At 45.5% G+C, this 12,387-nt stretch carries 13 protein-coding genes; 1 reads left to right on the top strand and 12 read right to left on the bottom strand.

Going from position 1 to position 12,387, the window contains the following annotated elements; translation table 11 throughout:
• Nucleotides 1–42: 42 nt before the first annotated feature.
• Both spoIIP and gpr read right to left on the bottom strand, forming a co-directional pair.
• Nucleotides 43–1,158 carry a stage II sporulation protein P gene (spoIIP, locus tag DWV34_RS07265; RefSeq protein WP_006566749.1) on the bottom strand — a complete coding sequence of 372 codons (1,116 nt, stop codon included), beginning with the start codon at nucleotides 1,156–1,158 and terminating at the stop codon, nucleotides 43–45.
• Between the two features lie 9 nt (nucleotides 1,159–1,167).
• Nucleotides 1,168–2,031, bottom strand: coding sequence for a GPR endopeptidase (gpr, locus tag DWV34_RS07260; protein ID WP_009289502.1), 864 nt, complete (start codon nucleotides 2,029–2,031; stop codon nucleotides 1,168–1,170).
• A 197-nt stretch (nucleotides 2,032–2,228) separates the two neighbouring features.
• Here gpr and rpsT point away from each other — a divergent pair, with 197 nt between their 5' ends.
• The gene (rpsT, locus tag DWV34_RS07255; protein ID WP_009289501.1) at nucleotides 2,229–2,492 is read left to right on the top strand and encodes a 30S ribosomal protein S20; all 264 of its coding nucleotides are present in this window, start codon (nucleotides 2,229–2,231) and stop codon (nucleotides 2,490–2,492) included.
• Between the two features lie 88 nt (nucleotides 2,493–2,580).
• On the opposite strand, the gene holA is transcribed toward rpsT, so the two are convergent.
• From holA to DWV34_RS07205, 10 genes are all read right to left on the bottom strand, one after another.
• On the bottom strand, nucleotides 2,581–3,561 hold the full coding sequence (gene holA / locus DWV34_RS07250; protein ID WP_006566746.1) for a DNA polymerase III subunit delta: 981 nt from the start codon (nucleotides 3,559–3,561) through the stop codon (nucleotides 2,581–2,583).
• The gene (locus DWV34_RS07245; RefSeq protein ID WP_006566745.1) at nucleotides 3,561–4,469 is read right to left on the bottom strand and encodes a selenium metabolism-associated LysR family transcriptional regulator; all 909 of its coding nucleotides are present in this window, start codon (nucleotides 4,467–4,469) and stop codon (nucleotides 3,561–3,563) included. Before DWV34_RS07245 ends, holA begins: the two co-directional genes overlap by 1 nt.
• A complete protein-coding gene (locus DWV34_RS07240) occupies nucleotides 4,450–5,088 on the bottom strand; it encodes a nucleotidyltransferase family protein (protein WP_227031843.1) in 639 nt (212 codons plus the stop codon). The genes DWV34_RS07245 and DWV34_RS07240 overlap by 20 nt, the downstream gene beginning before the upstream one ends.
• Nucleotides 5,088–7,358 carry a DNA internalization-related competence protein ComEC/Rec2 gene (locus DWV34_RS07235; protein WP_022260773.1) on the bottom strand — a complete coding sequence of 757 codons (2,271 nt, stop codon included), beginning with the start codon at nucleotides 7,356–7,358 and terminating at the stop codon, nucleotides 5,088–5,090. Before DWV34_RS07235 ends, DWV34_RS07240 begins: the two co-directional genes overlap by 1 nt.
• Nucleotides 7,359–7,360: 2 nt before the next feature.
• Entirely contained in the window at nucleotides 7,361–7,879 is a 519-nt protein-coding gene (locus tag DWV34_RS07230) for a GerMN domain-containing protein (protein WP_009289495.1), read from the bottom strand.
• A 14-nt stretch (nucleotides 7,880–7,893) separates the two neighbouring features.
• Entirely contained in the window at nucleotides 7,894–9,294 is a 1,401-nt protein-coding gene (locus DWV34_RS07225; protein ID WP_006566741.1) for a sensor histidine kinase, read from the bottom strand.
• Between the two features lie 28 nt (nucleotides 9,295–9,322).
• A complete protein-coding gene (locus tag DWV34_RS07220; protein WP_006566740.1) occupies nucleotides 9,323–10,009 on the bottom strand; it encodes a response regulator transcription factor in 687 nt (228 codons plus the stop codon).
• Nucleotides 10,010–10,023: 14 nt separating this feature from the next.
• Nucleotides 10,024–10,593 (bottom strand): helix-hairpin-helix domain-containing protein, encoded by a 570-nt coding sequence (locus DWV34_RS07215; RefSeq protein WP_009289492.1) that lies wholly within the window; start codon nucleotides 10,591–10,593, stop codon nucleotides 10,024–10,026.
• Between the two features lie 109 nt (nucleotides 10,594–10,702).
• Complete coding sequence (locus DWV34_RS07210; RefSeq protein ID WP_006566738.1) at nucleotides 10,703–11,140, bottom strand: DMT family transporter; 438 nt, start codon at nucleotides 11,138–11,140, stop codon at nucleotides 10,703–10,705.
• Between the two features lie 60 nt (nucleotides 11,141–11,200).
• Nucleotides 11,201–12,382, bottom strand: coding sequence for an aspartate aminotransferase family protein (locus DWV34_RS07205; protein ID WP_006566737.1), 1,182 nt, complete (start codon nucleotides 12,380–12,382; stop codon nucleotides 11,201–11,203).
• Nucleotides 12,383–12,387: the final 5 nt, after the last annotated feature.

Here is a 12,387-nt window from a genome sequence, read left to right as displayed (position 1 = left end):
TCTATTTCAACCTTTTTCTTTGTTTATATTTATGTAGGTCCTCTAAGGGTATAACACATCATTTAAAATTTCCGCCAGCGGTTTCATTGCATTTTTAGCCTGCTTTACCGTGTTGTTTTGAGCGCCCAATTCGATCAGAAGACTGCGTCCTCTGTAATGCAGATTGTAACGGTATCCCTTGATGTAAATCTTCCTGGTAAGACCCGGATATTTTTTCATTGCCTCCGCCTGAAGCTGCAGGCTGAATGCCAGATTCGTCTTTTTGTTTGGATTTTTAAGGTATTTGATATCTCCATTTTTGGCAGTCCGGCTGATGCCGTTAAAAAACATAAACTGGGCCATTTCCACTCCATTTTGTTTAGAGACAAGCTTTGTACTCTCCTTCACTCCGTCTCTGTGCAGATCAATCACCACCTGGATACTCGGATATTTTTTCAGATATCTCTCAACAGAGGCCGCAGCATAATAATATGCTTTTGACCGGTCTTCCTTTCCGTTTTTAACATCATAGATCCCTCTGTCATGTATCACATTGATCCCATATTGTTCCCTAAGAAGTTTTGTAAGAACATCTCCGGCTCCTATGACAGTGTCTGACTTTTCTCCTTTCCTGCTGTCTTTATAAGCTTCACTGCCGTGAGTGTGAAAGATCAAAATCTGGGGCTGCTTTGATTTCTTCAGAGAAAGGTCCTTATTTAAAAGAACCTTTCCGTTGATCTCACTGTTCGTCACCATCGTAGTGCTGTCTACCTGATAAATATATTTTCTTAAATAATTCGGATCGTTCCACTTTTTACTGTTGAACACGGTCTTCTTTGCCGGTACTTCATCTACCCGGACTCCGCTCTGTTCATTATCCTCCAGATCATAGAACTGATTTTTTACTAAATCAGAACTTTTAACCTCGGAATAATTTTCACTGTAACAGATAGACGGCACAATGTCATTCCGGTAGGTCGTTATGATCTTATTCAGCACTGATCCGTAAATCGGCTGTCCGCCGCTGTGATAGGACGGAATCAGCTCATTTACTGCTTTAAGATAATAATTCTGGACAGCCGTGGACACCATGTCCGGATGCCCGGAAAAATAACGGATTCCCATGATAAGAAAGACGGCAAGCAAGACACATCCCGCTGCTCTTCTCTTTTTTCCCATATCATCATTTTATTCAGCTTTTATATGATTATGCAGTAAATGATTAATTCCCTCTGAAATTGTGTAACTGATTCTTTTAATGGATTCGTCAATATTTTTCGGTGTCACATGCATAGAAGTAAAGTCCTCGTCAAGCATTTCCAGAATATCTTCGTTATCCGACTCATTTCCCACAATATCACTGATGATGGCGGAAACAGAAATGACCGTAGGAACTCCTATGGCAAGGACCGGGATTCCGATCGTTCTTTCTGTGATCTCATTTCTGTGGTTTCCCACACCGGATCCCGGTGCGATTCCGGTATCACTGATCTGAATCGTCTTGTTAAGCCTGGAAGAACTTCTTGCCGCCAGGGCATCCACAGCAATCAAAAGATCCGGCTGGATCTTTTCGGCCAATGCTTCCAGCACTTCTGACGTTTCAATTCCAGTCTGTGCCATGACTCCCGGCGCGATAGCGCTGAGTTCCATGGCATCCTTTAAATAACCCTCTCTTTTCAGGTGGCGGGTAATCCAGAGATTATTGACAACCTTAGGCCCCAGGGAATCGGCCGTAACCTCAGAATTCCCAAGACCTGCCACAAACACTTTCGCATTCCGCGGAATCATTTCTTTTAAGTTCAAATACAAAGCCTCACTCATTTCTTTATGATAGCTGCCGTCATTTGATGACAGATCTCTTGTCTCAATAGTAATATACTGTCCCATGGGCTTTCCAAGAATCTGTTCTCCTTCTTTGTCCTTAATCGTAATTCTTGTCTCTTTTATATCATTGGAGGCATCGATCCTCGTCTTCATAGAAACTCCCTTCAGACTGGATTGCTCCTCCGCTTCTTCTTTTAGTTCTAACGCTAAGTCTGTTCTGTTCTGCATCCTGATTCTCCTTTCTTCCTGTCCTTAGTATGAAAAGAATCCAAAAAAATATGTAAAAACAGGAACTTTTGCATTGACAGATCGGACAGACTTCTATAAAATAGAGGAGTATGTTTATAGAAGCTATAACCGTGTCTCGCTTCGAAGTAAACACCGAACGAAAAGATAAGTACAATTATTATATGGAGGTGCCCACATTGGCAAATATCAAATCTGCAAAGAAGAGAATTCTTGTAATCAACACAAAGACTGAAAGAAACAAAGCGATCAAAACGAAAGTAAAAACATATATCAAAAATGTAGAAGCAGCTGTTGCCGCAGGAGACAAAACTGCTGCAAACGAAGCATTAACAGCTTGTATCTCAGAGATCAACAAAGCAGCATCCAAAGGAATTTTCCACAAGAACACTGCTGCAAGAAAGGTTTCCCGCCTGACAAAAGCAGTCAATTCTGTAGCTTAATTTTCAAAATGAATCTATAAAAAAAGAGCTAACCGTCAGCTCTTTTTTTATTACTTAAAATCTTGAAGCGGGCTTTCCCGCTTTAATCTTACTTACTGAATTCTACGAGCAGCAGTTCCACTCCGATCCTGTCCGTAATTTTTCCGGTCTTGATTCCTTCGTCTGTGGCTGCGCATTTTTTTATCATCTCATATAGTTCTTCTCTCTTAAATAACCGCACCTGCTGCTTCAGTTTTCCCGCTACAAATGGGGGCACTTTCAGTTCTTTCGCCATTTCTCCCTGGGATTTTCCGGCTTTCAGAAGCGACTGTGTCTGTAAAAGCTGATTGCACTGTCTCACCAGCAGAGCCAGTATCCCGAAAGGTGATTCCTTCAGCTCGATCAGATCATAATAGAGCTTTAAAACGGTATCCCGCTGCTTTTTTGCGATGGCTTCCAGCATGACAAAAATCTGATTCGTCGTCTGTGCTGTGGTCAGGGCCTCCAGATCTTCCGCCCCAATAACCTCTCTGCCCTTCGTATAGGAAATCAATTTCTCCAGCTCATTTTTGATTGTAAACATATCCTGCCCGGTCTTATAGAGAAACAGCTGAATATCTTTCTGGGTCATTTTTTTTTGTTCCTTTTTCAGCATCTGCGCAACCCACAGGACCAGGTCCTTTTCCTTCGGCGTCTCAAAAGACACCGCACATCCTTCTTTGTTAATGTATTTGTAGATTTTTGACCTTTTGTCCACATCATCTTCAATGATCAAAAGGATGGTGGTCTCCGGCATTTCCTTGAGCGCATTTAAAAAATCATCATTGCTTTTCTTCCCAAGTTCTGTCTGATCCAGCACCAAAAGACGGTAATCATTAAAAAATGGCATGGTTTGTATCAGTTCTAAAATTTCCGGAATGTCCGTCTTTTTTCCCTCAAAATAGGAGTAATTCATCGTATCCCCGGATGGAATCAGCGCCTCTTTTAACTTATCCCGCGTCTGGGCCACCAGATATTTTTCTTTTCCATAAAATAAATATAGATTCTGATACTTCTGTTCTTTTATATGCTGTAAAACTCTTTTCATCATCAAAGCCTTTCTCTTCCATTATATTTTCTGCACAGAGCCGTAAAATCTAAAATCATGGTCTGCTCTTCATCTTCTTTGCGGAAAGCCAGGTAAAGGGTTCTCCCGGCTTTCCCGGGGTCCAGATGAAACATCAGCAGCTTTCCCCTTTTTGCCTCTTCTTCCACCGCTTTCAGCGGCATGACGGCGATGCCCATTCCCATACTGACGGAACGTTTCATGATCTCCTTATCATGGATTTTTGCAGCCACATGAAGCTTACTCAAATCAACACCTTGTTCTTCTAAAAATCGGTCTTCATCTTCCTCCGTATCATCTGTGAGTTCTCTTAAAATAAAAGGTTCACTGAGCAGTTCCTGAAACGAATAGCCATTTTCCAGCAGATTCCTGTACTTTTCCTGATTTGGCGCAATTACCACCTGCTGATCGGTCCCGTAAGGGATAAAGGTAAGTTCCGGCACATTTTCATGTTTCCCCAGAAATCCGAGATCAGCTTCTTTTTTAAGTAACATCTTGACCGTATCCACACTGTTCTTCTGGACAAGAGATATGTCAGCCTCCCTGTGGAGCTGCTTAAAATCCTTTAAGATATCAGGCAGGACATACTGGAGAGCAATCGAATCCCCGGCAAGTACGAGAGAAGGCCTCTCTCCTTTCGGCCGGATGAATTCATCATATACTTGATCTCTTAACTCCAGCATTTTCCTGGCATACTCATATAATCTCTCCCCATCTGCCGTGACTTCCACCCGTTTCGTCGTCCGGTTAAACAGACGGCAGGATAATTCCTGTTCCAGCGAAACCACATGGGCACTGACTGTGGGCTGGGAAAGAAACATAATCTTTGCCGCCTTAGAAAAACTCTGATACTTTACTACATTTATAAAAGCTTCAATCTGCCGAAATTCCATGCCTTTTCCTCACTCTGCCGTAATATTCCATCAGTCTCACATAATCCTGCGGTGTATCCGTATCCATCATGCACCCGGGATCGTCATCCACCGTAACCAAAACCGTAGATTCCAGGAAATGGAGCAGTGCCCGCCTGAGACCTCCTCCTTCTCTGAATCTTAAAAGATATGGAAAACACTCCTTCGAAATCACCGGAGGATGAATTCTCTGACCGTTTCTGGACGGAATAACGACCGAGGCCTCTGAGGCTTCGAGCCATGTAAAAAGCTTCTGATATGTGTTTTGTGCAATCATCGGCATATCCCCCGGCACCACCGTGATGCCGTCAAAGGCCAGAGCCCTGGCTATCCCCACCTGAACGGATTCCATCATATCTCCGTGCTCAAAATTGTCATTATGTATGATCTCTGTCCCGCTCATAGAAGCCAGTTCTTCTTCAATTTCATCTGCGCGGTATCCTGCCACCACGATGACCTTGCTGACACCGGCATTCAAAAGGCTTTTGACCGTACCGCTTATGATGGTTCCGTCACCAAACGGAAGCAGCGGCTTAAACGCCCCCATCCTCCTCGATAGCCCTGCACATGGGACAATACCTGCTATTTTCTTCTTTTTCATCATTGTTTCATTATATCAAGTTTGGGATTTAAATACCACCGCTTTCTTTCCATGGAAAACCAGAGCATTCCTGATCTGGAAGTCTCATAGATACTGCACCCCGAATCGTTCAGCCTTCTGACCGTCTCCCGGTGGGGATGCCCGTATCGGTTCTTTTTCCCCGCGGAAACGATGGCAATCTTTGGCCTGAGCTGACGGAGCAGCTCCTCTCCTGTGCCGTTTTTAGATCCGTGATGTCCCACCTTCAATATGTCAGCATGCTGTATCCCGCTCTGCACAAGCATCTCTTCCCCCTCGTTCTCCAGGTCTCCTGTCAGAAGAACACTCAAACCCCGTACCTTCAGCCGAAACACAAGGGAAGCGGCATTTTTCTCCAGCCCGGTATCCGGCCCGGGGTGCAGACATTCCATAGACCAGTCAGTCCCTGAAAACTTACTCCCCATGGACAGATAACTGACCGAAACGTGATATTGTCGGGCTTCCTTTTCTATTTCCATATATGCATGATCTTTTTTTACCCGGGGCAGATAAAGGCGCCTGATCATCCCCGACGGCAGAAGTTCTCTGATACCCGAATAATGGTCAGAATCCAGGTGGGTGATGACTGCTGCGCTGACCGCCTGATATCCCTGTGATTTTACATAGGGTGCTATGATATACTGTCCCACATCTTGTTTGGAGGAACTTCCGCCGTCCACCAGAATCATATCCTGCCGGTTTAACGACAGGGCGATGCAGTCTCCCTGTCCCACATCCAGAAAAGAAATCTTATCCTGCTTTTTCTGCACTCCCAAGATCAAAAAGCAGCCGCATGCCAGCAGGCAGGCATATTTATGGTAAGAGCTCTTCTTCAAAGTCTTATAAAGCAGACAGAGTCCCATATAAAATACGATGATCCACAAGAAAGAAGGTTTTCCAAGGACGAGATTCTGAACCGGCAGGCGGCGGGACAGACTTGTCCCTGCCACAACAAGCGAAAACAAAGCAGACGCAGGGACAGAAAACAGGAAAACCGGCAGAAAAGCACTCAGGAATCCTGCCGTAAAACCCGCTGTCACGAGAGGAAGCATCAAAAAGTTAAATATAAAAGATAAAGGATAGCATTCATACTGAAAATATAAGAGAACCGGCGTCATAATGATCTGGACCACGATACAGAAGACAAATCGCCTGATCTGTCTGTCCCTGAAAGTTTTCTGTTTTCCTGCCGGCAGCACTTCCCGGTAAATACCGGCGGCCATCACCGCTCCCATGGACATCAAAAAACCTGCATCCAAACATCTGAACGGACTTTCCAGCAAAAGCAGAAGCCCTGCCGCTCCGCCGGATGACAGCAGATCATAAGAGCGTCCGCATACCTGGGACAGCACGAAGAAAAAAAACATGAACAGGGCTCTTTTCGATGAACCGGTCATGCCGGTCATGACACAGTAAGACAAAGCAAAGGTCAGCCCGGCTGCACCGGACAGACAGACAGGAACCCCGGCCCCTCTCAGTCTGCGGTAAATCCCTGCGCCTGCCAGCGAAATGTGCAGGCCGGAAATAGCCAGGATATGAACGATCCCGCTTTGGGTAAAGGTGTCTTTCAAATCTTTGGAAATCCCCGTCTTGTCACCCAGGATCATAGCCTCAAACATGGGCCGTATCTTTTCGTCATACTGCAAGGAAAGATTTTTTGACATACGGTTCCGTAAAGAGAACAACCTGCTCTTCCAAAACTTTTTCTCCTGCCCCAAAATTTCCTTCTTATCCGGAAACATCGTAAATCCGATATTCCTGGAGAGATAATAGATCCTCATATCGTTCTCTCCCAGATTGGACGGCCCTTCATGAGGCAGAAGCTCTCCCGTCAGCACAACTTTATTTCCCGGCAGTATATGGCCAAAGTCATCGTCATAGACCATCACGTCCCCGTCCAGATATAGATGCCGGTCCGGCAGATATACATGGGATAAAAGCAGAAATTCTTTCTTCTTTGTCCTCCCTTTCCACTCTGCGGTTCCCGCCGCTCTTACCTGTTCAGAGCCTTTTAACACATTTTCCTGCCGGGTGAACCTTTTGTTCTGATAAACAAACATAAGTGCTCCCGCAAGAAAGCCTGCAAAGAAAAATAAAACAGCCCTTCTCCATCCAGAAATTTGTTTCTTAAAAAAGAGCACAAATATCCCTGAAAAGAGAAGCGCTGCGAAAACCATCCGAACATCATGACATGCTGTGATTTCTCCAAGCCAACAGCCTGCAAATACTGCAAGAAATGGTCTGTTATTCATTTTTACTCCATCGGAAGTTCTCCGAATATAAAGCTGTCCCGGTTCAGCGCGCCGATCAGTTTGCCGTCTGTATCAATGATCGGACGCCCGGAAACAGTAAATTCCACATATCCGACCCCTTTCAGCTGTGTCAGCGTATAGACGATGGCAGCTTTGCAGATGACATCTTCATTCGGTTCAATCTTCTTATATCCAACCGAAAAATCCACGTAGGCAATATTGTTGGAAACAGTCACATTGCTGATGTTGATATCTTCCGGAATGGCTGTCTTATACTTGCTGTTCCTGCCGACCCTGGACATCTCGTCCAAAAGTTCCTCTGCTCCCAGCTGACTGTTCATTTGGACATCGATGTCTTTGTCCTTTCGGATCAGCTTCGTGTATGTTTTGTTCGTGTAGTAAATTCCTGTCCCGTCTTTTGACTGTGTATCCTCATCATCTTTCTTTGAACAGCCCGCACAGAAAATGAGCACACTGAAAAGCGTCAGAAGGATACATAATAAAATCGTTCGTTTTCTCACCGCCGTATCCCTCCTTATGCCTGATATTTGAGCGGAATTCGGACTGTAAATGTAGTGCCCTCTCCCTCTTTGCTGTACAGCTTGATTTCACCGTTATGGACAAGAACTGCATTTTTGGTAATAGCAAGTCCCAGACCGGTTCCTCCGGTCTCTCTGGATCTGGCCTTGTCTACCCGGTAGAACCGCTCAAACACCTGTCCCTGACAGTCTTCCGGGATGCCGACGCCTGAATCCGCTACCTTCACATAAAAATATTTGTGGTCGGCATTTAAAGACACTCTCACCCATCCGTCGTCCTGGTTATACTTGATTGCATTCTCAATCAGGTTGGAGAGCGCCAGGGTCAGCTTTACCTCATCGATCTCGGCCGTTACCGGACGGAAAGATTCCAGAATCAGCTCAATGTTCCTCTGCCCTGCAATCGGTTTCAGCCGCTTCATGATCATCTCCAGCAGTTCATTGATATTGACGCTGGAAATCTCCAGCTTAGCTGCCTTTTTATCCAGTTTAACCAGAGATAAAAGGTCCGATATGATTACATTCTCCCGGTCGATCTCAGCCACAATATCATTCATAAATTCACGGTAGAGTTCCGCCGGCACCGTCTCTCCCTGCTGAAGAAGGGAATCGGCCAGAACTTTCATGGAAGTCATAGGCGTCTTCAGTTCATGAGAAACGTTGGAAACAAATTCCTGACGTGAATTCTCAAGAACCTGTGCCTTGGCAAGAATCTCATTCATGGCCGTAACCATGTTTTTAACTTCGGTGCATCCCACGACGCTGATCATCTCATCTTCATGTCCGGAAGAAATAAAATCCAGATCCTTTTGAATCTTACGGTAGTCTTTTGTAAGCCAGTAGCTCAGCAGCGCCCCGGCGGACATACCGCAGATGATAAACGCCACCACCAGCATATTCCTCTGCTGCTTCATCTCATTGGACACAGCGACAATATCGCTCTTCGGAATCGTTGCGATGACACTTCCCAGTACCTTCTTTTTCCTGTTCCCTTTGTTCATGATCGGAATCATGATCTCTACATTGCTGCCCACCTCGGAGACAATGCGTTTCTTATTTCCTTTCATGACGTTCAGCAGTTCGTCAGAGATATAAAACTTATCCTGATAATCTGTCATTGTGTCTTTTACTATTTTATAATTACTCTTTACGACAATAATCCGTCCATGCAGGCCCGCCGCCAGTTCATTGGTCTGGTTGGAAATAGAGTTGGAGCTGTCATCAATCAAAAAATCCACTCCGACAACCTGACCAGCCAGCCACTGACACTGGCTTACAATTCCATCGATCTTCTGCTGTTCTGCCTTCTCGCTGTAGGAGTCGTTTAAAAGCTTGCTGAACAGCACCACCACGAATACCGTGATCACCAGCACTGACATAAAAATGAGGAACTGCATGCTCTTAAAGTAGGAGAATCTGTCCTTCTTATGCTTGGAAATAATAACCTACCCCCCATTTAGTATGTACATAGTCTGGAACTCCCGGATTTACTTCGATTTTTTCACGCAGACGCCTGATATGGACATCCACGGTCCTGGCATCACCCGGATAATCATACCCCCAAACAGTGTTCAGCAAATCTTCTCTGCTGTATACTTTATTCGGATGGAACACGAGCAGTTCCAGCAAGTCAAACTCTTTCGCCGTCAAGTTAACCTCTTTGCCGTTGATATGGACTCTGCGGCTGTCACAATCAATCTTTAATCCGCGGCTCTCGATCACCTTCGGTGTCTCTGCCGGAGCAGCGTGGCTGACACTTCTCCTTAAAATGGCCTTGATCCGCGCCTTCACTTCCAGAATATTAAACGGCTTGGTTACGTAATCATCCGCGCCGTACTCAAGTCCGAGGATCTTATCCATGTCGTCGCCCTTTGCTGTCAGCATGATAATAGGTACGGTCGAAAACTCCCTGATGGCCTGACACACTTCATATCCCGTAAGCTTAGGAAGCATCACATCCAGAAGGATGATATCGTATTGATTTTCCTTTGCAAGTCCCAGGGCTTCCTCTCCGTCATAGGCACAGTCTACCTCCATCTCATCCTGCTCAAGGCTGAACTTGATTCCTTTTACTATCAATTTTTCGTCATCAACAACCAGTACCTTTTTCATATTTTCACCTCAAACTAAACTGTTATCATGTCTTTGATTTTACGGTAGATGCCCTGTTTGATTCCCCGGATCTTCATGATATCCTCCGGCTTTTCAAAGCCTCCGTTTTCTTCTCTGTAAGAAATAATGTCGGAAGCTTTGGCCTCTCCGATCCCTGTAAGGGTCATCAGCTCTTCTCTGGATGCACTGTTTAAGTTCACCCTTTTGTCCTGAGTCCCGGAACCTCCAGTCGGTGAAGATGTATCTTCCTTCTTCCCGGCTTCCTTTTTCGAAGGCACGTAAATCTGCTGCCCGTCTTTGATCCGTTCTGCCTGATTGACACCTGCGGCTGAGGCATCCTTCGTAAATCCTCCTGCCAAAGCGATGGCGGAGACAATCCTTGCGTCCTCCGGAAGTTCATAAACTCCAGGTTTCTTCACGCTGCCGCAGACATAGACGCAGATCTTCTCCTTCTCAGAAGCTTTTTCGGTTCTTTGGGGCTCGGACCCATCATTTATCTCCATTCCGGACTTCTGTGCACATCCCGCGATGCAGAATGTCAGAAGCAGAATACCGGTCATACATAACTTTTTTGCTCTATACAATCTAAGGACCTCCTTAACTGTACAAAGCGCCATCTAACCATGCGTAAAATCTCTATTGCTATTGTAACTAATCTGCCTCATTTTTACAAGGACATCTTTCAGGAGAGCCCTATGATTTCCATTTAAAAATTAAGATGCCTGCAACAAACAATACGACGCCCGCAAGCTTCATCCACTGAAACCCTGTTTTTTCGACCCCAAACAGTCCGAAAACCTCGATCAGGTATGAGACAATCAGCTGTGCAGCCACAATCAGCATGGCAGATTTTGCCGGTCCGAGTAAACCGATGCTCTTGATCACCGTAAAGGTAATGCCCGCACCCATGACTCCTCCCAGGAGCACATATTTCGGCGACACTTTCATGAGACTTAAAAAACTCTGATCCCTTTCCGCAAAGATCCAGACGGCAAGGCAGGTCAGCAGTCCGGTAAACTGCACGAAAGAACTGGCTGTCCACAATCCGGTCTGCTTTGAAACTTCGGTGTTAAATACACCCTGAATACTCATCAGGGCACCTGATACTAATGCTATTATAAATCCAATCATAAAAAAACCTCCAAAGATTTGTTACCCATAGTTTATCCCTGGAAGTTTTTGATTATACATTTAAAAAGAGGCTCTGAGCTTTTCAGTCATCATATCCACATGTTCCTTTTCAATGACAAGGGGCGGTACAAACCTCAAAACATTGTTTCCGGCAGAGATAAGAATCAGTCCGTTGGACAGAGCCTTCGATACAATCTGCCCGGCCTGTTTCTCTTCCGAAAACTCCAGTCCCTGCATCAGTCCGATGCCTCTGTGGGCAGTGATAAAACTGAACTCATTTTTCAGTTCTTCGAGTTTGTCCCACAGATAGCCGCCCACTTCCCGGACATGTGCGACCAGATCAAGCTTTTCAAACTGGTCAAAGACAGCATTAACCGCTGCTCCCGCCAGAGGATTCCCCCCATAAGTCGTTCCGTGGTCTCCGGGCACTAAAACCCCGTCTGCTTTTTCACCTGCGACAAATGCACCCACAGGAATACCGCATCCAAGGGCCTTGGCAAGGGTCAGTATGTCCGGTTTTACTCCATAGAGATCATGGGCAAACATAGAACCGCACCGTCCCATGCCGCACTGGATCTCGTCAAAGATCAGCAGAAGGTCATGCTCATCACAGAGTTCCCTTAAACCCTTTAAAAATTCAGGGTCGGCAGGATAAATGCCTCCTTCTCCCTGTACCACCTCGCAGATGATGCCGCAGGTCTTATCCGTCACCTTGGAAGCCACATCGGAAAGATCATTGAATTCGGCAAACACCGCACGGAATTCCTTCGGCACAAAGCCTTCCTGATACTTTTCATTGCCTGTCACAGACAGGGCCCCCTGGCTTCTGCCGTGGAAGGACTGCTTCATTGCAATGAATTCATATTCCTTGTCCGGGTCCTCCTGATATTTGTATTTCCTTGCGACTTTCAGCGCTCCCTCGATGGCCTCTGTACCGCTGTTGGTAAAGAATACTCTTTTCATCTTCGCGGCTTCCACGATTTTTTTTGCAGCCTCAATCGAGGGCACATTGTAATACAGGTTCGACGTATGGATCAGTTTGTCGATCTGGACTTTCAAAGCATCATTGTATTCCCTGTTTCCGTACCCCAATGCGAAAACAGCGATCCCTGCCCCAAAATCCAGATATTCTTTCCCGTCGGTATCATATAAGTTTACGCCGTCCCCGCGGTCTAAAACCACGGGAAAACGGTTGTAAGTCTTTAATATGTATGCTTCTCCGTCTTCTATAAAATGATTCATGTTCT

It is taken from the genome of Anaerostipes sp. AF04-45 (assembly GCF_003461725.1).
GTDB lineage: Bacteria > Bacillota > Clostridia > Lachnospirales > Lachnospiraceae > Anaerostipes > Anaerostipes caccae.
This window is presented reverse-complemented; position numbering and strand designations above follow the sequence as displayed.

Bases quoted from the DNA above. Each gene is read 5' to 3' on its own strand.
- DWV34_RS07205 (WP_006566737.1), bottom strand. From the start codon at position 12,382: ATGAATCATTTTATAGAAGACGGAGAAGCATACATATTAAAGACTTAC.
- DWV34_RS07245 (WP_006566745.1), bottom strand. From the start codon at position 4,469: ATGGAATTTCGGCAGATTGAAGCTTTTATAAATGTAGTAAAGTATCAG.
- spoIIP (WP_006566749.1), bottom strand. From the start codon at position 1,158: ATGGGAAAAAAGAGAAGAGCAGCGGGATGTGTCTTGCTTGCCGTCTTT.
- gpr (WP_009289502.1), bottom strand. From the start codon at position 2,031: ATGCAGAACAGAACAGACTTAGCGTTAGAACTAAAAGAAGAAGCGGAG.
- DWV34_RS07240 (WP_227031843.1), bottom strand. From the start codon at position 5,088: ATGAAAAAGAAGAAAATAGCAGGTATTGTCCCATGTGCAGGGCTATCG.
- DWV34_RS07225 (WP_006566741.1), bottom strand. From the start codon at position 9,294: ATGCAGTTCCTCATTTTTATGTCAGTGCTGGTGATCACGGTATTCGTG.
- DWV34_RS07220 (WP_006566740.1), bottom strand. From the start codon at position 10,009: ATGAAAAAGGTACTGGTTGTTGATGACGAAAAATTGATAGTAAAAGGA.
- DWV34_RS07210 (WP_006566738.1), bottom strand. From the start codon at position 11,140: ATGATTGGATTTATAATAGCATTAGTATCAGGTGCCCTGATGAGTATT.
- holA (WP_006566746.1), bottom strand. From the start codon at position 3,561: ATGATGAAAAGAGTTTTACAGCATATAAAAGAACAGAAGTATCAGAAT.
- DWV34_RS07235 (WP_022260773.1), bottom strand. From the start codon at position 7,358: ATGAATAACAGACCATTTCTTGCAGTATTTGCAGGCTGTTGGCTTGGA.